Source organism: Planktothrix mougeotii LEGE 06226, assembly GCF_015207485.1.
In the GTDB taxonomy this organism is placed as follows: Bacteria; Cyanobacteriota; Cyanobacteriia; order Cyanobacteriales; family Microcoleaceae; genus Planktothrix.
Genome location: NZ_JADEWU010000083.1, coordinates 1 through 26110 on the forward strand (window position 1 = coordinate 1; position 26110 = coordinate 26110).

A 26110-nucleotide genomic window follows, 5' to 3' on the forward strand; every position below is an offset into this window, starting at 1 on the left:
CTAACACAACCAGTTGCCACCTCCCCAGGGCGACTACTCATCGCCCTCTTCAACTCGCATTAGCCGTTGCGATCGCCTCCAATCTTTTCCTTAAGTTGACACCAATGGGCGCGCCTCGCCCCTACGAGGAATTGGATTTTAAGTCTGATGTACAACTGATTTAGACTGGCGATATTCCATCTTTTAAGGTTGGCTACAAATAATTGCTAGGGTGGCTATAACTTTTTTCTATCCCCTGTTTCCTGTGTTCCCAGTTAAGCTTTTCCCTTGCAGTATTTCATATTACTCTATTAGCGCATTTTTTTGTAATGCTTCCCCCTCCACTAAATAACGAGTCACCTGTTTAATTTCCTTCGCATCCCTCGCTAAAACCTGAGTCGGGTTCGGAATGCGAAGTAACTGCGGGTTCGGCGTATGACATCCCCACACCACATATAACCAATAGGACTCTCCCAACTGTTGCGCCTTGCGCCATTCATTCCCCGTTAAAGACACCCCTTGTCCTTGTTGCGCCCGTCCCTTCACCTCAATGCGTCGCACCGGAGGCGGTTGCACCCCATCAGGACTCGGCCCAATACTGCGAATATCAAACCCACTGCCATCGTGATAATCACTCACATCCTCCGGTTGCCATCCCTGCTGACGTTCATAGTCCATCACAAACTCCATCGCCAAGGCTTCCACCTCTGGGTCAGTTCGCAGCACCGTATTTAAGGTTTCTGGCGGTGTGGGATAAACCAGCGCCGTCCCCAAATACATCACCCGTCCCGGTCGGACAATTTGCAGATATTCCAGTTCCGTTTGTTTCGTTTTATAACGTTCTTGCAGGGTGCGGACTTTATTTTGGGCGCTATCCCGTGCCACCCGATAGGTTTCATCCCCCTGGGCAACCTTGGCCGCCAACCTCATCTGAGTGCGTTGAGCTTCGCTAATTGTCCTATCCATCGCTTGTTTCAGATAATCTTGCCGGATTTGTAACTCCCGTTGTCGTTGGCTGCGAGATTCCTCCATTAAGCCCCGTTGAACTTTCACCTTTAACCAGCTTTCCAATTCTTGCTGTTTCCTGGGCGTCAGAGGGTGCAAAATCTCCCCGGACTCTGGCATAAAATCAGGAGAAACTATCGATAAATCATGCAAAACATCCGCCGCTATTAAACCCAATTCACCCGATAATTGTTCAACCATTGCATACAGTCGGGCGTTGAGAATTTGCGGTTCTCCCCGACTGGTTTGTCCTTCAATTTGCACCTTGAAAAAGTGAATCCTGTAGGGGCTATCCGTATCAGCATCGGTAAAAATAGCGGTTTGTTGTCCTACCTGTTCTTGCAGTTGTTGGTCTAAACGTTCTGCTAAAGCAGCAAAGAGGCAATGTCCAGGGGAGATAAATTCTAAATTGAGGTCAGTGGCGAGTTCTAAATGTTGTTTATAAAAGGTTAATTTAGAATAGTTTTTATCTGGGGTTCCTAAGCGTCGGACGGCTTCTAACTGTTCGGAGCGAAATTCTTCTTTGAGATAGGGAATTCGCCATAAACCATCGGCTCTGACTTCTAAATTTACCCGCAAATAATGACAAGCTTTTTGAAAAAAATCTTCTACATAATAAGGCATTAAACGCTGTTCTTCTGACCGATAATCCTCAGTTTGAGTGTTGCAAATTTGGCTAAAATCTACATGGGATGTTGCTAAAGCTAACCCGGTTGCTTGTTCTAAGGTTTGTAAGCGTTCAGGAGTTAACTTATCGAGGGTTTCCATTGCCTCATCTTCATTAGATTGGGAGTAAGTCGCCTCTCGGACTAAATCTTCAAACCGAATTTCATTGACTTGTAAGAGTTGCCCAATTACATCAAAAACCCTATCTCCCATTGCATTTTTAATTTCCTCTAATTTGGTTAATAATTTATTGAGAACCCGTCCTTCTACTGTTGTAATGGCAACAAAGTTAAAAATATAAACTTCATGTTCCTGTCCAATGCGGTGAATGCGTCCCATCCGTTGTTCTAAGCGGTTCGGGTTCCAGGGAATATCATAATTAATCATTAACCGACAAAATTGTAAATTAATCCCTTCTCCGGCGGCTTCGGTAGCCAGACAAATTTGTTTATTAGACTTAAAATCTTTTTGAGCGTCTTTGCGTTGTAAAACGTTCATTCCCCCGTGAATTTCACAGGTACTATATCCCCACTGATTCAGATTTCTTTTCAAATATTCTAAGGTATCCCGATGTTCCGTAAAAATTAACAGTTTTCCCCGTCCATCTTTTAACTCGCTGAATTCACTTCGTTTTAAACAGTTTTCTAATTCATTCAGTTTGCGTTCGTCTCCTTGGTTGATAGTGTCTTGGGCTAATTTCACTAACCGTTTTAATTCCCGTAATTCTTCTCGGAGTTGTTCGAGTTGTTCCGCTAAGGTTAATTCAACGGCAAAATCCTCTAACTCTTCTTCTGAACAATCATCGGTTTCCACTTCATTATCTACAGGTTTTCCTAAATTAATTAACCGTTGACGTTGTTCTTGGGGAGGAAGTTGTTCTAATTCTTCTAATAAATCTGAAAATCGGTGTTGTCGTTTTTTTAAGGAATTGAGAATGGCGTTTAAACTACTGGCTAACCGTCGTTGTAATACCGTTCGCGCTAAAGCAACAGCCCCTTGTTTACCGCCCTTGGTTTTCCCTAAATAACGGTTAATATATTGAGTCACTTGCTGATACAGAAATTCTTCAGCCGCAGACAGGGAAAATTGAACCGTAATCGCATGACGTTTTTTAAACAGTTTTTGTCCGTTAAAATCCCTTAATTCTTCTTTAATTCGTCGTAAAAACCAAGGACTATTTTCTAGCTGGAGCAGGTCAGGGTTAATTTCATTAGAAATAAATTGTTCGGGGTCTAATAAGCGTAAAAAGTTATGAAATTGACTCACATCTCCTTGATGGGGGGTAGCAGTCAGCAAGATAATTCGTTCAGTGATTTTAGAGAGTTCTTCTGCTAATTTATACCGTCCCGTGCGGCGCAGTTCGTCCCCTTGGGTGCGGGCAGAACATTTATGGGCTTCATCAATAATAACTAAATCCCAATCCACTTGTAAAATCCCTGGAATCACATCTTCTCGTTTAGCAAAATCAATAGAAGCAATACATTGACGAAACCGCTCCCAAGGGTTGCCCGCGAGTTGATTTTTGGCTAAGGTTGACGTAATCACTTCATAGGTTTCAGCAAATTTATTTTTAAGTTCATCTTGCCATTGAGTGGTTAAAGGTGCTGGCGTCAGAATTAAAATTCGTTCAATGACACCCCGCAATTTTAATTCTTTAATTAATAACCCCGTCATAATCGTTTTACCCGCGCCGGGGTCATCTGCTAATAGAAACCGTAATCTAACTTGGGGGAGAATGCGTTCATAAACCGCTTCTAACTGATGGGGAAGGGGTCGAACACCACTTAAACTAACGGCAAAGTGGGGGTCAAATGCAAAAGCAGTTTTAATTCGAGTGGATTCAATAAACAGGGAAAAAGCATTAGCATCAACAATTTGAGCAGAGAAGCTTTGCTGTTGACTGAGGAGGGTTTCAACTTCTGTAACAGTTAGAATGGCTTCTCGGAGTTCTCCGCTTCCGGTGCGAACTTGTAAAAGCACAGCATCTTCGATTAAATCAGCCGTTTCAATGGTGACAGCCCCAGTAAATTGTGTGGGGATTAAAATACGTTTACCAACAATTGTATCAATCATCTATTTATTTGTAGGTTTAGAGTCCTAATTAATCAAGTATCCTGTAGAGACGCGCCATGGCGCGTCTCTACGTGGGGTCTAGGAGACTTATGTAGCAACAATTTAAGGATGGAATATCAGAATATTTTCAAAAGCAGCAAAATTCATCCGCTCAGATGGCGGAAATAATCAAGCTTTATCAATGGTGTAGCAGAGACTCGATTATTAATATAAGGGATTGCTGGTGATTCAACAACAGTAAATTTACGGAAAATTAAGATTAATATAACTTTTGAAATATCCGTGAAAATACAATTTTAACTCATTATTCTAATAAATTTAACAAACTGATCCTTTCAACACTGATATGAAATTCTAAAATTGATACTACAGATAATCTCCTAAACCCCAGTAGAGACGCGCCATGGCGCGTCTCTACTGGGGGCGGATTTGTAGCAAACATTTAGGGATTTCATCTGAGAAATATTCTGCTTGAGAAACTTCAGCCTGGGAGATTATATTCCATCCTTAAATGTTTGCTACTTCCTTCAGCCGCTTAAGAGATTCCTGAAAAATTTTCTGTGATTAACATCACTTCAGGTGTTGAGTCAAGTCACTGTTACAATCTTTAACATTGCGTTACATTTATTTACATAAACAAGCGAGTTCAAGGAAAAACACCATGTACACCACCAACGAAAACGGAATCCTGAATAACTACGCCACCGAACCCCAACTTTATGTAGCTGAGTACCCCTCACCTGAACAGCAAAGTCGCTATGCCCTTCAAGGCGCTGCTGCTGTCCTCCTGGTCACTTCCCTGCTCCTGATTGCTTTTGCTGCCTCTTAAACAGCCATCAGTTATTGTCAACCTCAAGATCATAATTCTTTAAACTGCCTCATCCGGGGCAGTTTTTCCATTTCTAAGGCAAATATCGAGGCAGCTGCTGGCTGAAACTATTAATTTACCATCACAAATCCGGGAGAACCTTGAGTTTTCAATAACTCTTCAATGAAAAGTTGGGTTTCTGGAGGAATATCTGTAATTAAACGCACGGGAAACGCTTGAGTTGAAATAGAGCGATAATATTCGGGTGTTAGAAATACCTGATATTTTTCAGCATCGGGTGTCAGTTGGGCAGCCGTTGCTAAAGCAATTATTTTAGCATAATTACGGACATCTTTTGAAGCATCACCAATGACTTCACCCCCTGAAATTGGAGTAATGGGAATCCAAGTTTGATCTGCAATGGTTCGGGGATCTCGAACACTTAAATGGGTCGCGCCTAAAACCCCTAATAATAATTTTTCGGTTTTAATTTGAGGAAAAATTGCAATTTGTTCGGGTAAAGCCGGAGTGACTTTATCGGAAGATTGTGTTAAAATTAAAGTAGGAACCTGAACTTTATTTAATCCGGTTTTTCCAAAGATTACAGAAGCCGTCGGAGCAAAAGAAATCGCTCGTTTAATCCGAGGATCACTAAATTGATAGCGATCTTTTGGCAGTTCTGCGGCTAAACATTGAGTAGCTTTTCCTAAACTAAAAGTAATAAAACTCTGATCACAATTTTTCCTGAGTTCATCAATTTGAAACTCTCCTCCCGCTAAAGCTAAAGCCGTTACACCTCCAAAAGAATAGCCAAAAACTAAAGTATTATTAGTATTAAATTTACCTTTAAATCTCGGATCATTGACATTAAGTTTTTCTAATTCATCTAAGGTAAAAATTAAATCTTGGGGACGTTCAATAATTTCTGTGGGGGATAAAAATAAATTTTTATCAACATAAGTCCCATTACTTCCGGGATGTTCAGGAACAATCACAGTATAGCCATAGGATGCTAAATGTTCCATTAAATAGCGTAATTCTTGATAATCGGAACCCCGACCATGAGAATAAAGAATTAAGGGTTTATCAGGGGTTGCTGCGGAGGATGAATAAATATAAACGGGGATATTGCGATTTCGTTGTTTATCCTGCAATTCTATGCGGGTAATGTCTACTTTTCCGGGGCCTGGTTGCGTTGGGTCAAAGGTAATGGGTGGCGGTTGAAAGTCTCCAGTCGGAAATTTGGGTAAGACTTCTAAAAGTAATCTTTGGGTTTGCCAAAATCCTTGATTTAAGCGTTTTAAAACCTCAAATGCTTTAGGAACATTAATCTCAATAGTAGAGAGGGGATAATTTTCTAAAAAATTAATAACGGATAATCCTTGGGGAGATTTAGCCGAAGACAAAATAGCTTCTTTAATGGCTGTTCCTCCTTGAGATTGATCTGAAGAAATAATCGTATCAATATCCGTTAAAATTCGGGTTCCGACTTGACTATTAACAATTTCATCAACCGTTTCATCTTGAATTTTTATTTTAATATTTAAAGCTCCTAAAGCCTGTTGCTTTTGTTCGGGAGTTAAAAAACTAAAATAACCCAATAATCCTAAAGGAACTTTCCCGGTTTCTGCAAATTCTGTTAAATCCTTAACCGAAACCGTAGCATAAATAAATCCTTGTCTGATTACAACAGATTCTGCTGCACGGCTCGAAAGCGGGAATAAGAAAAAACTGCTAACAATTGTTGGCGTTAAAAGACTTAAGGAAAAGAATAATTTTTTCCACTGGTGTTTAGAAAAAACAGAAAAAACAGATACCGGAATTTCACGCATGATTAAAGGTCTGGGTTAAACAATCCAAAGAGTTTAACATTGAATTATGCGATCGCTATAGGGGGGCGATAGTGTTCCCAAGGTTGTACTGCTTCCAATTGTGCAGCTAAGGCGATTAAAGTGGCTTCCGTTGCGGGTTTTCCTACCAATTGCACCCCAAGGGGTAAACCTGCTGGCGTGAACCCTGTGGGAATGGCGATCGCGGGTTGACCACTGACATTAAAAGCCGGACAAGGGGCAATCCATTCAATAATACGCTGTAAGGTTTCTTCAGGAGAAAGTTGAGCATATTCTCCTACCCGAATTGTCCCGTGCATATAGGTGGGTAAAACAATAACATCAAAGGGACTTAAGGAGGCAACAATTTCACGTCCGGCTACCTGCATTTTAGACACCGCTTGCAAATATTGTCCAGCCGTTATTTGAGTTGACCTTAACCATTGATTTACCGAACCTAAATACTCTGACGGAATTCCAGAGGCTGCGACTCCCGATTTCCAAACTAAAGTAAACGGTTCAATAATATTACTAAAATCCGGGTTAATCAGTTCTATTTGATGACCCAATTCTTCGAGAAGTTTAACAGTATTTTGAACGGCTTGTTCACAGTCTGGGGACGCTTGACCAACGGGTAAAATAGAAGTTGCTACGGCAATTTTTAAAGACTTGGGCGGCTGTTGGGTTGCTGCCAAAAACGAAGGATTGGGATCGGGCAACCAATAGGGATCTCCTAAAATATAGCCTGACATCACATCTAATAAAGCCGCCGCATCCGCAACGGTACGAGCCAAGGGGCCATCGGTGGAAATGCCACTTTGAAAGTCTCCGACGGGAGCATGGGACACTCGCCCTCGCGTGGGTTTAATTCCGACTAAACCACAACAAAAGGCAGGGCCACGAATGGAACCGCCGCCATCTGACCCATGAGCAACGGGGGATAATCCGGCTGCTACGGCTGCGGCTGCGCCCCCACTGGAACCTCCGGGGGTATACTCTAAATTCCAAGGGTTACGGGCGGGAGGAAAGCCATCGGGTTCAGTGTAGGGTAATGAGCCGACTTCTGAAGTTGCGGTTTTGCCTAATATATTAAATCCGGCTTGGCGAATGCGACTCACCACTCCATCATCATAAGTGACTATTCTATCGAGTAATGCCCGTGAACCATAGGTACAAGCAACTCCCGCAACGGGGTTTAAATCTTTAATCGAAATAGGAACCCCAAAAAAGGGGGGTAACTCGTTAATATCGGTAATTTGGGCGAGGTGTTCTGTTTGGGTTTGGGCGAGTTCTATCGCAGTTTCTGCCATAACCGTAAAATAACAACCCAACTGCGGATTTAACCGTTGAATTCGATCTAAATAAAAATTAACTAACTCTAAAGGAGATAAAACTTTTGTGCGAATTAATCGCGCTTGTTCTAAAGCAGGGGTAAAGGCTAAATCCACTGAATTCATGTTAATCAGTTATCAGTTATCAGTTATCAGTTATCAGTAATTAGTGGGCAACCGCTAATAGTCAACAGTAATCGGTCAACAGTCAACAGTCAACAGTCAACGGCTAACTTGTTGTAGGATTCCCAAAGCGGTAGACTAAGAATATTCTATTTCAAGATTTCAGCCCGAATTTGTTTTATTGAAAGGTCACGGGATATGACACAATCAGAGCGTCCACCTGTTCCTCGTCCACCAGTGCCAGGGATTCCGCCACGTCCACCTGCACCGAAAGCCCCTCCCCCACCTGGGGCTGGAGTCGCAAGTGCTGCCGTTGCGACACCGACTCAAACGACGACAACAACCGCAACGGTGATGGCGACACCGAGAAGCAAAGGCCCTAGCCCCGGACAACCCACGTTACGCGATATTGTCAAACGGGCTAACGATGAGGGGGCTTCGGACGTTCACTTAGGGGTGAATGAACCCCCGCGCTTTCGCAAACGGGGAGATATTGTCCCCTTAGAGTGGCCCAACACTGACTTAAATACCTTTATGAGTTGGTTGATGGAGGTATTGACCGATGAGGAAATTCATCAATTTCAAGAAAATCTTGACTTTGATGGGGCGGCGGATTTAGGGTTTGTGCGAATTCGGATTAGTATCTTTGATGCCCTCAATGGCCCTTCACTGGTATTGCGGTTAATTGGTTCCTCGATTTTGACCTTGGAACAGTTAAAGTTACCAGAAGTGTTTAAAAAAATCTGTAACTATCACAAAGGATTAATTCTGGTAACGGGGCCAACGGGTTCAGGTAAATCTACAACCCTGGCGGCGATGATTGACTATATGAACCGCAACTATGCCTACAATATTATTACAATTGAAGACCCGGTAGAATTTGTTCACGAAAGTAAAAAATCCCTGATTAAACACCGAGAAGTCGGACGTCATACGTTGAAGTTTTTTAATGCCCTTAAAGGTGCATTGCGTCAAGATCCCGATGTCTTACTCGTAGGGGAAATTCGGGATAAGGAAACGATGCAAATTGCCTTAAAAGCGGCACAAACGGGTCACTTAGTATCAGGAACGTTACACACCAATAGTGCGGTAAAAACCTTGACTCGGATTTTGGATATGTTTACCGCCGAGGAACAACCTTCAATTAAAGTCTCGATTTCCGAATCTTTGGTGGCGATTATTGCTCAATTATTGTGTAAAACCACTGATGGGAAACGGGCGGCTTTTCATGATGTTTTGATTAATACGGATGTGATCAAGGAATACATCGTTAAAGACAAGTTTGAAGAAATTAACCAAATCATGCTCAAAGATACCTATGAAGGCATGACAACCATGAACAAATCTCTTTACAATCTGTATCAGGAAGGACGAATTACTGAAGAAATTTGTTTAGAGGTCTCCCCCTTCCCCAACGAGATGAGTCAAATGTTACGAGGACGAGTCTAACTCTAACAAAAATGTAAAATTTCAGCCCTACTCTTGCTTTCATCGCCTAAAGTAAAAGTATCGGTGAATCGTGATCCCATTTCTCGATCTCTCCATTCTTTTGAATGGCTGGGAATCACGATTTACCAGTTTAAGGCTTTAAATTTTAATATTAGGTATGGAATGAGGCTTTGAATTTAGTTCAACCATCTACGGTGACTCATTTATTTAAAGCGATCGCTTTATTTACTCCGGGGGGAGATTTAGTTTATTGTATTGACCCCAATAAACAGCGTCGCTGGCATTCTCATCTTTGCACATCTTTGCAAGAACTTTTAGGTTTACCAGAACCCCCTCATTTTTTGATTCCTTGTTATACCGCAACTTATGATCGTTGGGTTGACCCCCAAACCCAACAAATCCAACTTTCGGCGGAAGCTTATCCTCCGGTTTTACAATACCAAACTTTATTAAATACGATTTTTGATACGGGGGATATAGTTTGGCAACCCGCAACGGGTTCAGAAGAGTTTTGTAATCCTTTAATTATTGCCACTTATTATCAGCAATTTCCTCAACTTTGGGAAAATCATGATCTGATTGTTCAGGTGAAAAAAAATGATGTGACTCATGATTCTACAACAACTGAAAATTTATCAGAATACCCCTCTCCTAATTTTAAATTGGATTTATCTCCCGAAGCCGAATTTCCTGAAACCAAAGGATATGTTTTACGGTTATTTGTGTCCGGTCATAGTTTAGTAACGGAAAAAACCCTCCAAACTCTCCATCAATTGTTAGAACGTTCTATCGGTCATCCTTATACTTTGAAAGTGATTGATGTTTTAAAACATCCTGACTTAGCAGAAGCGGATCAAATTTCTGCCACTCCCACCTTAGTTAAAGTTTGGCCCAAGCCTGTCCGCCGTATCGTAGGAGAGTTAAATAATGTCGATACAATTTTGCGATTATTAGGGAGTCCGGCTGATACTTTACCCTGGGAAAAATAGTGATTTTTTGAGTAAAATTCCCGCTTATCTTAAGCTTTTTACTTTCCGGGAATAAACGGAGTTGAGCGTTGTCTTTCAGCTATAGCAATCCCAAATATATTGTAATAATTTTCATCTGACATGAAACACTTTCTAATAAAAATTGAGCGCGAAATGCTCCGGTTTTGGGGAATCCATAGGAAGTTTGACCGAATTGTCGGGGGTCAAAACAATAGACGGGAATAATCTCTGCGTTTAAGTTTAATGCGGCGGATAATGGTTCATGATCATGAACCCTTAAATCATTGCGATACCAAATTAAAACTTGTTTGTGAGTCACGATGATTTAACTTCTAAACGGTTCAGGTTGTTTGCAGAACCCGTAGAGGTATCGACCCCAACGGATTCACCTTAACCCATTTTAACCGAAGTTTCCAGGGGTTTAACAATCAACCATCGTCCCGTTTTGGGGTCACGGTAGCTGCTATAGGGGTTAGAACGGAGAGGTTTAGGACATTTCATAATCGTTCTCCGAATCCGTAAGGGTTGAAAAAATCAGGATCATTAACTTGATGATTCAATTATTCCGTATTTTCCCAGTGATATCAGGAACGCATATCTCTAAAATTGTGTGATAATAACGTTCATTCTGAGTGACAATAAACATAGAAGTGTGTGAGAGATATCGAGGGTATCCCGTGATCTTGATCATCGGGTTCTCGTTCTTCAACAAGTTTATTGTATTCAAGTCTTATGAAAACGACAAAAGATTTTATTGTTATTGATACGGAAGGACAACCGATTTTAAGAGAATTAGCCATTGTTAATTATCAAGGTGAATTAATTTATGAAGCTTTTGCAGAAAATCATCCTCACAGTCCGAGAATTCCCCATCGGACTAAACCGTTAAAGCAGATTTTAAAAGAATTTGTTGAAATCGCTCAATCTCAATTAATTATCTGTCATTATGCTCAACATGATCTTGAAGTCTTGAGAAATACCTTTAAAGCTGTAGGAATTGCAGCCCCTCAATTAGATTTTCAGTGTAGTTTTGAATTAGCACAACGGTATTTACCTCAACTAAATAGTCATTCTTTAGAAGCTTTAAGTAAGCATTTAAGGTTAAAATTAGATGGTCAATTTTTTATTCGAGATGCGGCTCATCGGGCGAAATATGATGCCTTATTTACCTATCAACTTTATAAACATATTGTCAATGAATATTTGAAAACTGAATTAAAAACTCAACCGAATCCCTTTGGAAGTAGTCGGGTGGATACACCGTTTCAGGATCATCCCGATTTTAGGGGTATTTTTGCGGAAGAATGCGATCGCTTAAAAGCAATTTTGGGCGATATTAAATTAGACCCTAATCATCAAACCAAAGGGGCGGTTGTCATTGGGGAGCCTGGGTCAGGAAAAACTCATCTGATGATGCGATTAGCCAAGGATTTATTAACCAAAAACCGTTTATTATTTATTCGTCAACCTAATAACCCCGATACGGTTTTATTCCATACCTATAGCCGAATTTTAGAATCCTTAATCCAAATTGTTCCCAATAGTATTCACACTCAGCTTGAATATTTATTGGCGAATAGTTTTGCAGAAATTATTAAATCTACAGACACTTACTTTACGGCGAGAACTCAGAAAGATGAAAAAATATTACAACTGATTCAAGGCGGAAATTTAAAGCTGTTTACCGATTTATCTCAAGCGGAAACCAAAACAAAACGGGAGTTTTGGCAACATATTGAAAAACGAGCCCTAGAATGGTGGAATAATAACTTTTCCGCCGCAGGTTACGCCCCTAAATTTTTACAGGGAATTGTGAAATTTTGTGGGTATACTGACTTTAACCGTCGTCAAATTATTACCCAATGGTTGGCGATGAATAATTTACCTCAAGAGGAATTAGATCGGGTAGGTTTACCGTCTTGGGAAGATGAATTGAGTCGGGAGGAAGCTTCTTTAGAGGCGTTAAAGGTGTTAGGGTGTTTATCGTTATTAGATCAACCGTTAATGATTGTTTTTGATCAGTTAGAGGGGTTGGGATTAAAACATAATGAACGGTTATTACAGGCTTTTGGAGCAGCCGTTAAAGAGATTTTTACCCATGTTCCCAATAGTTTAATTATTTTAAACTTATTTCCCGATCGCTGGCAACAATTTAAAGCAGTTTTTGATGGATCAATTATTGATCGGGTGTCTCAATCTCAAGTGTTCCTAAATCGTCCTTCTAATCCCGAACTAAAACAGTTATTAAATTTAAAAATCCAATTTTTAGATATCACCGTTGATGATTTATTTGAACCTGATGAAGTTACAGCCATTTTAAATCATCTTTCGATTCGGACAGTCTTAAATGTAGCGGCGGATTATTATCGCTATAAAGTTGATGGAATTCCCCTCCCTAAACATCAACTTATTCCCCTTTCTACCCCGGATGAAACAGAGGTTGAGCGACGATTACAACAGTTAGAAGCGGAACTGGAAACAATCAAACAAGCAATGGGTCAAATGAGTGAGTTTATCACTCGAAATTATCCCGAAAAAGCAGAAATTTTTAATTCTGAGTTATTTGGATTTACCCCTTTCTTAGAATCTCCGATTCAGCGACAATTGAGAAATTACTTCAAAGAACAACGCATTTGCTTAGAGGGAACATTATCTAAACCTAGAATTATTACTGATAGTGATGATTTAGGAAAATTGATGACGCTTTTAGAAGGGTTAATGTTAGTGATTTCTCCCTTGAGTGTAGATGTCTTAAAGTTGGGGAAACGGGTGATTCCTGAACATTTAGTGATTCAGACCCAAACCCATAGTTTTGTAGTCGGATTTTTACATTTAGGGGGATCTCCCTTTTTCCATCGGTTGAAAAATTGGAATGAGTTACTGGGTTTAAAACCCAATTTTAAGTTTATTTTATGTCGAGATGAAACCGATTATCCCATTAGCGGTCAAAAAAGCTTATTAGAATTAGAACGACTTCAACACTCTCGCACCGGAAAATTGATGATTTGGCATCAAGAAGATCGACTTTTATTTGAATTATTTTATCAAATGATTGTGGATATTCAAAACCATGATTTAGATGTTAAACTAGAGGACGCTATTGAATTTATTTTATCAGAATATAAAGATTATTGGTTATTTCAAAATATGAATTAAAAATTATCCTGTCAATCTTTAAAACAAATTGATCAATTGTGGGTTAAATATAGTCAAGGACGATTTGGTTTAAGTGTACAAGCTCAAATTTGGCAAAACTTAAAAGGGAAAAGTTATGAAGATTCTCTGAAGTTTGAAAAGGCGGTGGGATGGACAGGAACTCAACCGATTTTTGATCTGAAATCAGCACCTAAAGGACATTTACCTCTGCGTCCGGTATTATCAGATGGGATGATGAATGCTTGGGGAGGCGGTTGGATTCAAGAACTATCGAATCGTTTAAAAAGTTGTTGGTAGCATTACAGTTGTAGAGACGTTGCATGCAACGTCTCTACATGGCTCTACTGTTCTTGGACAATTCCCTTGATTTAATATTCGGGAACCGAAGAATCAATTTCTCGACTCCAAGCCAGAATTCCGCCTTTAACGTTAGTGCCTTCTATTCCCGCTTCTTTGAGAATTCCTAACGCTTTTCCAGACCGCATTCCTGATTTACAATGGGCAATTAAACGATGACCATTTAACTTTTCTTTGACTTGTTCAATGCCTTTTCCTTGTTCAATATCGGGTAAAGGAATTAACACTGACCCCGGAATTTGAGCAATTTCATACTCATGGGGATTACGGACATCAATTAATACAAAATCATCGACTCCACTATCGATTAATTGCTTAAGTTCCTGAACCGTCATTTCAGGAATATCCATTTTTTGTTTTGCCTCCTGTTCTTTTGCTTGGGGAATTCCGCAGAATTGTTCGTAATCAATTAATTTTTCAATAACAGGACGTTCAGGATTAGGACGTAATTTTAACTCCCGAAACGTCATATCTAAGGAGTTATATAATAACAACCGTCCGCTTAAGGTTCGACCTTTCCCTAAAATAATTTTGACGGTTTCTGTGGCTTGAATCACGCCAATCATTCCGGGTAAAATTCCTAAAACGCCGCCTTCTGCACAGGAGGGAACCATCCCTGGTGGTGGGGGTTCAGGGTATAAATCTCGGTAGTTGGGGCCATCTTGGTAGTTAAACACCGTCGCCTGACCTTCAAAGCGGAAAATTGACCCGTAGACGTTGGGTTTGTCCAGTAACACACAGGCGTCATTGACCAGATAGCGGGTTGGGAAATTGTCGGTTCCATCTACAATCACATCATAGGGTCGCAGCAGGTCAAGGGCATTTTCTGAACTCAGGCGGGTGTTGTAGAGGTCAACTTGACAACTGGGGTTAATCTCCAAAATCCGGTTTTTCGCTGATTCAATTTTGGGTTTTCCCACCCAGGACGTCCCATGAATAATTTGGCGTTGCAGGTTGGAATGGTCAACCACATCAAAATCCACAATTCCGATGCGTCCAATTCCCGCCGCCGCCAAATACAGGAGTAATGGCGAACCCAGTCCCCCAGTTCCAATGCACAACACACTCGCCGCCTTCAAGCGTTTCTGACCTTCCAGACCCACTTCTGGCAAAATCAGATGGCGGGAGTAACGTTCGTAGTCGTCTTTCGTTAACTGGATTTCATCCAGATTTGGATTTAGCATAGCAATTTCGACAAAAAATATAACCGTCCCTGTTACGGGTTTGGGTCGTCAAAACTATATATTGTATGTCCTAGGAGGGAAAATGGGTTAATGTCTTATCAATTCTTCAACTTGAAACTGTTGATATTCATCTAAACTCCAGTTTTGCAGGTCGGTTGCTTTTCCTTTTTCGACGGAAATAATAAGATAAGAATAGTCTGACCACGCACAAACTCGATCAAATTCTGAGGGAATGGCTGGATGATCGGGATGGGAATGATAGATTCCTATGATAACAAGATTGCGATCGCGTCCTTGTTTTTGAGCTTGAATCATTTGTTGAGGAGAAATCGTAAACCGACGTTCAGAGGTGACAGGTTGATTCGTGGTTTCTACCTCTTCAAAAGCTAGGGAAGTTTCCGAATTCCAAGCATTTTGGGTGGGAATAATCTCTACTACAATTTTATCATGATTTTGATTAATTTTTCCCATTAATAAGCCGCAGCATTCCACAGGATAGGTTTGTTCTGCATGGGTAAATAAAGCTTGAATTTGTTCTGAGGATAGGGTTAAGGTTGACATAAGTTAAGATTTAGCTTGTGCTGGTAGAAGTCGTTAATTTAGGGATAAAGTTGATTAAAATAGCGATCATTAAAAAAGCGATAATTCCCAAAGCAGAACTGATGAATAAATTAACTGTTCCGGGTTGTTTTACGATAAAATCATATCCACTCATAGCTAAAGAAAAGGCTCCAAAATAAACTCCGATTCCTAACCCTGCTTTATGAGGGGGGACTAAGGAAAAAGCAATGGGAATAATACCATTAGCAACTAAACTATAACTCGCAATCAGGAATAATAGGAATAGGAATAGGAATAGGATAGAATGGGAGAAGAATGAAAGGGGAATTAATAAAATAGATGTGGCGATTAATCCGATTAATGTTGCTTTTGTATTTCCAATTTTAACGGCTATCAATCCAGCCGGAATAGATGCAAAGGCTAGAAGAATTAATCCAGCAAACATCATCCATTTGACATTTCCTCCTGAATTTTGAATAATCTTAGGGATAAATTCTCCCAACATTAGCCGTGTTCCTAAAGCCGCAAAAAATCCTAAGAGTACAATAAAAAATAAATTTTTAAAATCTAATTTTTGTTGAGATTCTTCAGCAAGAGTAAGAACACTTAAATCAGGACTAAAATATCTTAAAATACCGACTGAACCTAATAAAACTAAAGACCCGACTGTAAACGTTACCCCTGAACCTAAGCTCAGAAGAACTTCACTCGAAATGGGACGAATAGCCCCCACAATACCCCCGACGAAAATTAAAACACTCAGGGCTTGGGGGAGTTTTGTTTCTATTGCGTATTGACTTAATAAAGCGGTGACAGGACTTCTAAATAGAGCCATCGCAACAGCCCATAAAATTAATAAAATTGGTAATATCCAATGTAAAGAATCAAGAGATTGACCAAAAATAAAAAATGTGGGAATAGCAATAAATAAACCTGAAGCTAAAATCACCCCTAAACTAATTAAAGGAAACCGGGTTCCCATCCATTGTCGTTGACGATCTGAGAAATTTCCGGCTAAGGGTTCAATGATGACTCCTAACGCATTTTCAATGATTAAAATAGTGGGGAATAAACCCGGAAATCCAAGGGTGGTTAAAAGTTGGGGGACATATAATCGATAAAGTAACCAAGTTAAGGTAATTGCACCTTGAACTAAGGATAGTCCGATTAACTGAAACCAAAGAATAGAGGGTTGAGAATTGGATTTTGACATCTCAATTAAGTATTTATACGATTATTAACTAATTCTATTCCTAAATCAATTGCAGCTTTCATACTAGACGCATCTGCAATGCCTTTTCCCGCAATATCAAAGGCTGTACCGTGATCAGGAGAAGTTCTAATAAAGGGTAAACCAATTGTTGTATTAACAGCCCGATCAAATGCCATTAATTTTACAGGAATTAGCCCTTGATCATGATATAATGCTAAATAACCATCATGGGCATTTTTTCCTAAATTAAACCACGCTTGACCCGGTTTAACCCACAGGGTATCCGGGGGAATTGGGCCGTCTAATTGAATATAAGGATAGCGATCGCATTGTTGATTTAACCAAGGAATTAACCAGTCTTTTTCTTCTGTTCCTAGCTGTCCTTCTTCTCCACTATGGGGGTTTAATCCAGCCACAGCAATGCGGGGATTTTCTAAGCCAAATTCATGACGTAAACAATCCACAAGTAACTCTAATTTTAAACTCATTAATTCTGGGGTTAAAGTTGAGGAAACTTGAGAGAGGGGAATATGAGTTGTGGCTAATAACGTTCTTAATGTCCAGCCTGTATAGGGAGAGCGGGCGACAAATAACATTCCAAAGCGTTTAACTTTGGCTTTTTCGGCTAAAAATTCCGTTTGACCGGGATAATTATAACCCGCTAAATTCCATAAATTTTTAGCAATTGGCCCTGTTATAATTCCATCAAATTCTCCTTGTAATGTTCGAGTAATGGCTGTATCTAAATATTGAAAACTAATCGCCCCACTGGTTGCATTTCCTACTCCTATTTGTAAGGGAGGTAAAGTCGGCTCAGGCTCTAAATTTATCACTGTAAACCGATTGGGGTTTGAGGAAGAAAATCCTTGATTTTGTAACTGTTTGTAGGTTTGTTGCAAAATGCGATCGCTTCCAATAACCGTTAGATCACAGTGTTGATGTAACATCGGATCAGCTAAAGCTTTTAATACCACTTCTGGCCCAATTCCTGATGGATCACCTAATGTTATGGCTAAACGAGGTAACTTTTGAGATTTAGGCATAATTCAACTCGTAGTAAGCCCTTCAGGGCTTTTTCTTAATCGTTTTAAATATTGTAGCCCTAAAGGGCTTACTACGGGTAAAGAATCAGTTAAAATCAAACTAGATAAAGCCGTTAGTTTATATTAAACCTCAACCCATGACTATTCCCTCAACGCTGAATCTGGCGATTGGCTTATTTTTTATTTATCTAATTTTGAGTTTATTTACCTCAGAAATCCAAGAATTTTTAGCGAGTTCTCTCTTTGATTGGAGAGCGGAAAATTTACATCGTTCTATTCAACTGATTTTAGGAAATACCGCTACAGAATTACTTTATCAACACCCTTTAATTAAATCCTGGAAAGATTATAAACAACGAGTCAATCAACGCTCATTAGGCCCATCTTATATTCCTAGTTCCACCTTTGCTTTAACCTTAATAAGTGTTATTTTAGAACAGTCTGGGGTGCAACCAAAGCTCGATAGTTTGACAATTGAAGATTTTATTAAAGCCATTGATTCTGAAGGGATCCAACAGCTTTTTGATCCTGATCAAATTAAATTATTCAAAATCTTAGCGGTTAAAGCAAGTCATGAAGCCAGAGATCCCGCAGAAATTGAACCCTTAGAAAAAGCCATTAGTGATTGGTTTGAACAATCAATGATTCGAGCATCAGGGGTTTATAAACGGAAAGTTAAATTGATTACTCTTTTGATTGGGTTAATTGCAGCAGTTGGATTAAATGCAGATACCTTAAATATTGCTAATCGTTTATTTCAAGAACCTGTCTTACAAGAAAATCTCAGCCAAACGATTAATATTGTTTTGAATCAAGATGCTAATTTTCCCCTGAAAGATTGTTTAAAATCTCAACCCGATGCTCCAGAATCTTGTCAAGATTTAACCGAAAATTTTCTTTATTCCTATTTATTTGAATTTTCCTCTTTACCTTTAGGATGGGGTAACTCGAACGTAAATCAACAGTTTAATTCAGGAGAAAACTTATTTACTTTTAATGTCCTGAAAGCCATGATAGGATGGGGATTAACCGCGATCGCAATTTCAATGGGATCGTCCTTTTGGTTCGATCTTCTCAACAAATTAATTAATGTTCGTAATACCGGATCAAAACCCTCACGCGCCGAATGACTATTCTTGATTCCCGACTATAACCGATGTCGATATTGGAGTTCAGAAAAACTCACAGTAAATTGGGTTCCATTTTCCCGATCAAGGGTAATCGTTCCTTCCAGTTGGTCAGTGAGGGTACAAACCAATTCCATTCCCAAGGATTCGACATTTCTAAAGTCTACTCCTTCAGGAAAACCAATGCCATTATCTCGAACGGTGACACTAATTTTATCCTCTTCATTTTGATGGAGTCCCAGATAAACAATTCCTGCTCGACCATTGGGAAAAGCGTGTTTTAAGGTATTAGATACCAGTTCATTTACAATTAAACCACAGGGTTGTGCGGTTTCAATATTTAAACCAACAGGTTCAATATCCAGTTCAAACTGAACTCGACTATCTTGAATATTATAGGATTCAAATAAATTATCTATTAAATCTTCTAAATAATCTCCAAAACTAATTTTTTCTAAATTCGTTGAACGATAGAGTTTTTCATGAATTAAAGCCATTGAATAAATTCGATTTCGACTATCTTCTAAAACCTTAATCAATTCCGGCTGCTGAACATAATCTGATTGAAATTCTAAAAGATTAGAAACTACCAGCAAGTTATTTTTAACCCGGTGGTGAATTTCTTTAAGTAAAACTTCTTTTTCGCGTAACGATGTCACCAGAGTATCTTCAGCTTTTTTCCGTTCTGTAATATCTCGATACATCCACAAATGACCTTGAGACGCTCCTTGAATCATAATCGGAACATAATCTCGTTCAAGGGTGCGCCCATCAACTAAAGAAAGTTCTTCATTAACAACCACTCTTTTTCTTCGCATCACCTCTTGATTTCGGATAATAAATTGTGCTGGGTCGCTAAAAATATTTTGATATTCAAAGGCGAAGGTAGAGCCATCCATTCCGATGAGTTTTTCGGGGGATTCGTGAATCTTAAATAAATTACAAAAGGCTTGATTTGTTAAGACAATTTTGTAACATTCATCCTTAACTAAAACCCCTAACTGTAAATTTTCAATTAAGGTACTTAATCGGGAGGTTGTAGCCCATAATTGTTCTTCAATTCTTTTGCGTTCTGTAATATCAATTCCGATAAAAATTGCAGCTTGATCTTGATCATATTTTTGGGCTACTAATAAATAATAGCGAGTCGCATCTTGAATTCGAGTTTCTAAAGTAACCTCACTGGTTTTAAGATAAGGTTCACACATGAATTGTTCCATAAACTGGGCAAATTCATGACTTCCCTGAATAAATCCAATTTCTTGACCTACAAAGTCTTCCGGTTGTAACTGATAGGTATTGGCTAAATGTCGGTTAACGCCTAAATAATGTAAATCAGAACTAATCCAAGACACAAACCCTGGAACTGCATCTAATACCGCTTGTAATTGTTCATTGGTAGCTTTGAGGCGTTCTTCGGCTTGTTTGCGATCGCTAATATCTATCCAATAGCCAACAATTTCTAAAGCATTTCCTTCCCCATCTCGAATTAATTTAGCTTGATCATACATCCAATGGTAAGTGCCATCCTGATGTTTAAACCGATATTCATAACTTGCATATCCTTGCTCAAATAAGACTGATAAGTCTTGATTGATCAGTTTGTTAATATCTTCTGGATGAATATGGTTTAACCAAAAGCCAGGTTGAGTAAATTCCGAGACATTGTATCCTAAAAGGGTTTTAATATTATCACTAATAAAAGTAGCTTCATAGTCTCCCTTCGCTTTGGAACTATAAATAATTCCAGGGCTAGAAGATAATAAATATTGTAATCGTTCTTGACTGACCAATAAAGCTTGTTGCGCCAGAGAACGTTCTTTTAATTCTGTTTGTAATTGTTCATATAATTCCGATTGTTGAATGGCAATAGCAAGTTGACTGGTAATTTGTTGCAGAAGGGAAATTTCCCATTCTTCCCATTGTCGAGGTTGGCTGCATTGATGGGTAATTAATAAACCCCATAGAGTTTCATTTTCAATAATGGGAACGGCGAGTTTAGCTTGAACTTGAAATTGCTCTAAAAATTCAACTAAACACGGTAAAATCTTATTTTCTTTAATATTAGCAATGGAGGCAATTTTCCCGTTAATATAACTTGGATGACATTCTGAGGGAAAGATTTCTTCAGAAAAAGTTTGTTCTAAAATGGAACTCCACTCTGGATTAACATCTTCCGCAATCACAGTTCCTGTACTGTCGGGATAAATTCGATAGACTAAAACTCGATCTGCTTTCAGAAACTGTTTAACTTCCGTCACCATCGTTGATAAAATAGATTTCAGATCTAAAGATTCTCGAATCCGTTGGGTAATGGTGGCAATTAATCGTTCTCGGATGACTTGTTGACCTAAACGTTCTTCAGCTAATTTACTTTCAGTAATATCATTCTGAATTTCTAAATAATGGGTAAGATTTCCCGCCTCATCATAAATGGGAGAAATATTCAATTCATTCCAAAATAACGAGCCATCTTTACGGTAATTTTTCAAGACAACATTACAATTTTTTTTCTGTTCTAACGCTTTTTTAATTTGCTTTAACTCCGATTGGCGACGATCCTTACCTTGGAGAAAACGGCTATTTTTACCAATCGCTTCTTGAGCCGAATATCCCGTCACTTTTTCAAAAGCTGGGTTAACAAAAACAATCGGATAATCCTGTTGTCGAGCATCCACAATCACAATGCCATTACTACTATAGGCGATCGCTCGTTCACTGAGTCGTAATTTTTCTTCTACCCGTTTTCGTTCTGTAATATCCGTTGCGGCGCCTAGGATGTGTTTTGGTTTTCCATCGGATGTTCGAGCAAAAATGGTATCTCGACTGACTAACCAATGCCAATTTCCCTGAATATCTTTCATCCGGTATTCAAACTCAAAAATCTCATCTTCAGTCGCCGTTACCAATTTTTGATGATAAATTTCTAGTTGAGCATAATCCTCGGAATGAACTAGATCCGGGAGTACAGTTGAACCCATTTCTAAAATGGCTTCTCGCGTATATCCTAAGACTTTAGTAATTTCATGATTGACATAAATAGTGTGCTTTTCCATTAAATCATAAATATATAAAATATTAGGACTAGCATCCGTAATCCGTTGAATAAACCGTTGACTTTCTTGCAATTCTAATTCGGCTTTTTTGCGATCGGTAATATCTAAAGCTGCTCCGGTAATTCCAATAATATTTCCTTCTAAATCTAAGAGCGGATCAATGGTTAAATCATAGCATTGAATATCTTGATTATGAAGATTTGTAATCACCTCTTCTCTCAACCCCACTTTTGTATTTAAAACTTGTTGTTTAAGTTGGATCAGCTTAACGGCATTTTCTGGAGGGAAAATATCACTATCTAATCGACCAATCACGGCTTCGGGTGCATATCCACCCGCCGGATTATAAATCCAAGTGTAGCGTAATTCTAAATCTTGATTAAATACAACAATAGGGGAATTTTTGAGGGTAATTTTAAATCGTTCTTCACTAAACCGTAACGCTTCTTCCGTTTGTTTCCGATCCGTGATATCACGGGATATGGCAACAATTTCTTGAATGTTTCCTGTTTGATCTCGTACCTTTTTTTGGGTAGTTTCAAACCATACATAGTCTTGATCTTTCCGCAAAATTCGGTAAACGATAGTATTAATATCGGCTGTTTCAATAGAACTTTGATGAGGGCGATTGATTTTGGCTAAATCTTCAGGATGGAATAATTCATAAGCTGAACGTCCGACTAACTCTTCTGGTTCATAACCCAACAAAGAACGAGAGGCGGGGGACGCATAAAGATAAACACCTTGGGGGGTATGGCGGCTAATTAAATCCGTTGAATGATCAGCCATTAAACGATAAAGTTGTTCACTCTGGCGAATCACTTCTTCAGCTTGTTTTCGTTCAATTGCCGTTGCTAGAATATTGGCTACACTTTGCAAGAAATTAACATCATCTTCACTAAACAGTTGTAGTTTTTTCCCATAAATTTCTACCCGTCCTAAATCATGATAATTTTGCCCCATAATCGGAATACAGATTCCTTGATTTAAAAGCGTAAAGTTGTCATGATTTAGATCATTTTCCTCTAAATCAAGTTGCTGTTGGGAGACATTAAATTTTAGTTCATCCTGAAAATCAGGGAATTGATGAATTATCGGGGGGTTGAAAATCAGGGGTTCATGACTGAGAAGGGTATAATGTTGAGTCGGTTCGTCCCAAACGGCTAAGGTCAGAAATCCTCCTTCTAAATTATATTCTAAAACTTTGCAATATTCAACGTTTAAATCTTTAGCAATTTGAACCACAATTTCATTAATTAGGGACACCAAATTCATTTCTGAAAGAGCTTTTTGACCTAATTCAGCAATGATCGCTTGTTGATAAGCTTTATCTTCTAATTGTGATTCTATTTCCTGTAATTCTACAACTTGGCGATGTAATTTTTCATTCATGAAACTGAGTTCTGTGGTGCGGTCAGCGACTCGAACTTCTAACTCTTCATTGAGGGTTTTTAACTCAGCTTCGGCTTGTTTTCGACCACTAATATCTGTAATCGTTCCTACATAACCAATGATTTCACCTTGATCATTTAATTCTTCCACGGCTTGACCATAAACCCAAGTCATTTGACCATCTTGACGCTGAAGCCGATATTCACAACAAAACTGAATTTTTTGTAAAGATGTCTCTCGGATTTGACCCGAATCTGTCCTTAGTCGCTGCCATTCTTCCTTCACATGGGCTTGATCTTCTGGGTGAATGGCCTGAGTCCAACCCTGTCCTAATGCTTCTTCCGGGGTCAGTCCCGCAATTTCACACCAACGTTGATTAACATACAAACAATTCCCCTCAATATCGCAGTGAAAAATTCCCACCGGAGATACTTCTGCTAACGTGGCATAGCGTTTTTCACTCTTGCGTAACGCGGCTTCAGTGCGTTTGTTTTCGCTAACATCTCGTGCAACAGCATAATATTGGGTTTCATCAAAGGGCATCGCTGTCCAGGATAACCATCGATAAGAACCATTTTTACATTGATATCGATTCTCAAAATTATGGCTAGGAATTCCTAATGATAAATTCTCCAATTCTAATAGAGTATTGGCCCAATCATCAGGATGAATTAAACCTAAAAACGATTGTCCTAAAAGTTCAGTTTCTGTATATCCTAATAAACTCAACATTCGAGGATTAACTCGTTTAAAAAATCCTTGGGTTGTGGCAATACAAAAAATGTCTAAGGAAAGATTAAAAAAGCGATTTAATTCTTCTTCAGCTTGTTGTCGCTCGACGCAAGACGCAATAATATTAGCAATCGCTTGTAAAAAATTAATTTCATCTGAAGTAAACCGACGTTCTTCCTCGGTATGAATTCCTAATACTCCAAAGGGCTTTTCTTTCCCCGAAATTAGAACGGTAACGCCACTGACAATATTATGATTATAAAAAAAGGCACAACCACTAAAGCGACTTTCGACTCGTAAATCCTCAACAATAATCGGTTCTTTTAATAATAAGGTATAACCGGGTTGGGACTTGCGACCCTGACCAACGGTGATTCGCCCCACCGAACCTGAACGCCACCCTAATCCTGCGGTTAACAAAAAGGTACTCTCGTTAGCGAGTAATTCCCAAATTTGAACATATTTAATCCCTAAAGTCTGTCCAACGAGGATCACAACCTTTTGTAATAAAGTATCTAAGTTGGTTTGACAAAGAGCATATTGACCTAATTCTGCAATTACCTGTTGTTGTCGGGCACGACGTTTAAGTTCTCCTTGGGCCGTTTGCCGGACAGAGACATCCTGTACCAGTGATAAAAGAGAAATAACTTGTCCAGATTCGTTTTTTAAAACGGAGTTATACCATTCACAGTACACCAAAGTACCGTCTTTGGTATAGTTCCGATTACAACAGATATTCCGACTTTCCTCACCGTTGAGTAACTGCGACGCAAGCGCATTCACCTGTTCTAAATCTTCTGGATATACAAATTCCCACTGATTCCAATGGCGATGTAGGATTTCTTCAGCCTTCCAACCAAAGATTTTTTCAGCTTGGGGCGACCAGCGTTTGAGGCGAAATTGTTCATCCCATTCAATCACGGCTAAAGGAGAATTTTCAACATGAAAGGTTAACTGTTGGTGGGCTTTTTGTAATTCGACTTCTGTTTGTTTTTCAGTTTCTGGGGGGTGTTGAAGTTCTCGCAGCCGTTGTTGTACCCGTTGTTCAATGATCTGCTCTTGTTCATCGAGGAGTTGTTGTTTTTGGACTTCTAAACCCTGAACTTTTTGTTGTAAAAATGTAACAATTTCATTCAATTCTGCCGGGTCAAATAAACGCAATAAATTGCTCTGGGTAATAATTCCTAATAATTCTCCTTGATTTCCGGTCACCACTAAGCGGCGCACCCGATGTTTCTGCATTTGCTGATTGGCCCGCCATAAATTATCATGTTGATGAATCGTCAACAAAGGTTGATTCATCATTTCAAGGGCGGTTAAACCGGAAATATCTTGGTTTTGGCTTTGAAACCGCAGCAAATCCCGTTCTGTAATTAAACCGACCGGAATTGTGATCGGACTGCTGTTGATGGGAAACTGAGGAGGACGCTCTTCAACAACAACTAGACAACTAATTTGATGCTGGGCTAAAAGTTTGGCTACGTCTAACACCGGGGTGGAGGGAAAAGCCTGAATTACGGGAGTTGTCATCACTTCAGCAACGGAACGCAACCGCAACAAATTAATCGGTTGCAACATTTGGCGCAGGGTTTCTCCCGTAATCACCCCTTGCAATTGTCCTTGGTCATCAACAACCGGTAGATGGCGAATCTGATGTTCCCGCAATAGGGAAATAGTATGATAAATATCTCGATATTCTGCTTGTTTTAAAATTACGACTTCCGTTGTCATCACCTGTTGCATCTTGATCTCAGCCAAGGGTTGGCTAGAACTGATCAAGTGGATGACATCTCGTTCAGTAAATATCCCGACTAACTGATTCTCTTGTTGCACCACAACATAACTGGCTGGATAGTAGGGGTTATCATTCATCTGTCTGAGTACCTCTAACACAGGCATCTCAGGACTGACACTCAGAGGCGCTTTATCCAAAAGTTGATTCAGCGTTGGGATGTAAGACGGTAAACCATTAAGTTCCATTTCAGAGCCATGAGGAGGAGAGGGACGGGGATAAGGGGGATAAGCTGTCTCTTATAA

Annotated in this window: 14 protein-coding genes and 1 pseudogene; 6 read left to right on the forward strand and 9 right to left on the reverse strand. The window is 39.4% G+C overall.

Going from position 1 to position 26110, the window contains the following annotated elements:
* Window positions 1-282: 282 nt before the first annotated feature.
* Window positions 283-3723 (reverse strand): helicase-related protein, encoded by a 3441-nt coding sequence (locus IQ236_RS23415; protein WP_193871516.1) that lies wholly within the window; start codon window positions 3721-3723, stop codon window positions 283-285.
* Window positions 3724-4384: 661 nt separating this feature from the next.
* Here IQ236_RS23415 and psb34 point away from each other — a divergent pair.
* Window positions 4385-4552: a photosystem II assembly protein Psb34 gene (gene psb34 / locus IQ236_RS23420; RefSeq protein ID WP_193869588.1), complete on the forward strand. Its 168-nt coding sequence runs from the start codon at window positions 4385-4387 to the stop codon at window positions 4550-4552.
* Between the two features lie 110 nt (window positions 4553-4662).
* Here psb34 and IQ236_RS23425 read toward each other — a convergent pair whose 3' ends face one another.
* Both IQ236_RS23425 and IQ236_RS23430 read right to left on the reverse strand, forming a co-directional pair.
* Window positions 4663-6363, reverse strand: a complete 1701-nt coding sequence (locus tag IQ236_RS23425) for an alpha/beta hydrolase (protein ID WP_193871517.1) — start codon at window positions 6361-6363, stop codon at window positions 4663-4665.
* A 44-nt stretch (window positions 6364-6407) separates the two neighbouring features.
* Entirely contained in the window at window positions 6408-7817 is a 1410-nt protein-coding gene (locus tag IQ236_RS23430; protein WP_193871518.1) for an amidase, read from the reverse strand.
* 195 nt (window positions 7818-8012) lie between these two features.
* Here IQ236_RS23430 and IQ236_RS23435 point away from each other — a divergent pair, with 195 nt between their 5' ends.
* On the forward strand, window positions 8013-9263 hold the full coding sequence (locus tag IQ236_RS23435; RefSeq protein ID WP_193871519.1) for a type IV pilus twitching motility protein PilT: 1251 nt from the start codon (window positions 8013-8015) through the stop codon (window positions 9261-9263).
* Between the two features lie 170 nt (window positions 9264-9433).
* On the forward strand, window positions 9434-10252 hold the full coding sequence (locus tag IQ236_RS23440; RefSeq protein ID WP_193871520.1) for a circadian clock KaiB family protein: 819 nt from the start codon (window positions 9434-9436) through the stop codon (window positions 10250-10252).
* A 121-nt stretch (window positions 10253-10373) separates the two neighbouring features.
* Here the strand turns inward: IQ236_RS23440 and IQ236_RS23445 are convergent.
* A pseudogene (locus IQ236_RS23445) lies at window positions 10374-10571 on the reverse strand (deoxyribodipyrimidine photo-lyase); the annotation flags it as partial.
* Window positions 10572-10984: 413 nt separating this feature from the next.
* On the opposite strand from IQ236_RS23445, the gene IQ236_RS23450 reads away from it, so the two are divergent.
* Together IQ236_RS23450 and IQ236_RS23455 are read left to right on the forward strand one after the other, a co-directional pair.
* Window positions 10985-13408 carry an exonuclease domain-containing protein gene (locus tag IQ236_RS23450; protein WP_193871521.1) on the forward strand — a complete coding sequence of 808 codons (2424 nt, stop codon included), beginning with the start codon at window positions 10985-10987 and terminating at the stop codon, window positions 13406-13408.
* 36 nt (window positions 13409-13444) lie between these two features.
* Entirely contained in the window at window positions 13445-13705 is a 261-nt protein-coding gene (locus IQ236_RS23455; RefSeq protein ID WP_193871522.1) for a GUN4 domain-containing protein, read from the forward strand.
* Window positions 13706-13776: 71 nt separating this feature from the next.
* Here IQ236_RS23455 and moeB read toward each other — a convergent pair whose 3' ends face one another.
* The 4 genes from moeB to pdxA form a co-directional block, all read right to left on the reverse strand.
* Window positions 13777-14949 carry a molybdopterin-synthase adenylyltransferase MoeB gene (gene moeB, locus IQ236_RS23460; protein ID WP_193871523.1) on the reverse strand — a complete coding sequence of 391 codons (1173 nt, stop codon included), beginning with the start codon at window positions 14947-14949 and terminating at the stop codon, window positions 13777-13779.
* An 87-nt stretch (window positions 14950-15036) separates the two neighbouring features.
* Entirely contained in the window at window positions 15037-15510 is a 474-nt protein-coding gene (locus tag IQ236_RS23465; RefSeq protein WP_193871524.1) for a Mov34/MPN/PAD-1 family protein, read from the reverse strand.
* 10 nt (window positions 15511-15520) lie between these two features.
* A complete protein-coding gene (locus IQ236_RS23470; protein WP_193871525.1) occupies window positions 15521-16723 on the reverse strand; it encodes an MFS transporter in 1203 nt (400 codons plus the stop codon).
* A gap of 5 nt (window positions 16724-16728) precedes the next feature.
* Window positions 16729-17766 (reverse strand): 4-hydroxythreonine-4-phosphate dehydrogenase PdxA, encoded by a 1038-nt coding sequence (gene pdxA, locus IQ236_RS23475; RefSeq protein ID WP_193871526.1) that lies wholly within the window; start codon window positions 17764-17766, stop codon window positions 16729-16731.
* A gap of 137 nt (window positions 17767-17903) precedes the next feature.
* Here pdxA and IQ236_RS23480 point away from each other — a divergent pair, with 137 nt between their 5' ends.
* Complete coding sequence (locus tag IQ236_RS23480; protein WP_193871527.1) at window positions 17904-18896, forward strand: hypothetical protein; 993 nt, start codon at window positions 17904-17906, stop codon at window positions 18894-18896.
* Window positions 18897-18913: 17 nt separating this feature from the next.
* On the opposite strand, the gene IQ236_RS23485 is transcribed toward IQ236_RS23480, so the two are convergent.
* The gene (locus tag IQ236_RS23485) at window positions 18914-26053 is read right to left on the reverse strand and encodes a PAS domain S-box protein (protein WP_193871528.1); all 7140 of its coding nucleotides are present in this window, start codon (window positions 26051-26053) and stop codon (window positions 18914-18916) included.
* Window positions 26054-26110: the final 57 nt, after the last annotated feature.

Bases quoted from the DNA above. Each gene is read 5' to 3' on its own strand.
- IQ236_RS23415 (WP_193871516.1), bottom strand. From the start codon at position 3,723: ATGATTGATACAATTGTTGGTAAACGTATTTTAATCCCCACACAATTT.
- psb34 (WP_193869588.1), top strand. From the start codon at position 4,385: ATGTACACCACCAACGAAAACGGAATCCTGAATAACTACGCCACCGAA.
- IQ236_RS23425 (WP_193871517.1), bottom strand. From the start codon at position 6,363: ATGCGTGAAATTCCGGTATCTGTTTTTTCTGTTTTTTCTAAACACCAG.
- IQ236_RS23430 (WP_193871518.1), bottom strand. From the start codon at position 7,817: ATGAATTCAGTGGATTTAGCCTTTACCCCTGCTTTAGAACAAGCGCGA.
- IQ236_RS23435 (WP_193871519.1), top strand. From the start codon at position 8,013: ATGACACAATCAGAGCGTCCACCTGTTCCTCGTCCACCAGTGCCAGGG.
- IQ236_RS23450 (WP_193871521.1), top strand. From the start codon at position 10,985: ATGAAAACGACAAAAGATTTTATTGTTATTGATACGGAAGGACAACCG.
- moeB (WP_193871523.1), bottom strand. From the start codon at position 14,949: ATGCTAAATCCAAATCTGGATGAAATCCAGTTAACGAAAGACGACTAC.
- IQ236_RS23465 (WP_193871524.1), bottom strand. From the start codon at position 15,510: ATGTCAACCTTAACCCTATCCTCAGAACAAATTCAAGCTTTATTTACC.
- IQ236_RS23470 (WP_193871525.1), bottom strand. From the start codon at position 16,723: ATGTCAAAATCCAATTCTCAACCCTCTATTCTTTGGTTTCAGTTAATC.
- pdxA (WP_193871526.1), bottom strand. From the start codon at position 17,766: ATGCCTAAATCTCAAAAGTTACCTCGTTTAGCCATAACATTAGGTGAT.
- IQ236_RS23480 (WP_193871527.1), top strand. From the start codon at position 17,904: ATGACTATTCCCTCAACGCTGAATCTGGCGATTGGCTTATTTTTTATT.
- IQ236_RS23485 (WP_193871528.1), bottom strand. From the start codon at position 26,053: ATGGAACTTAATGGTTTACCGTCTTACATCCCAACGCTGAATCAACTT.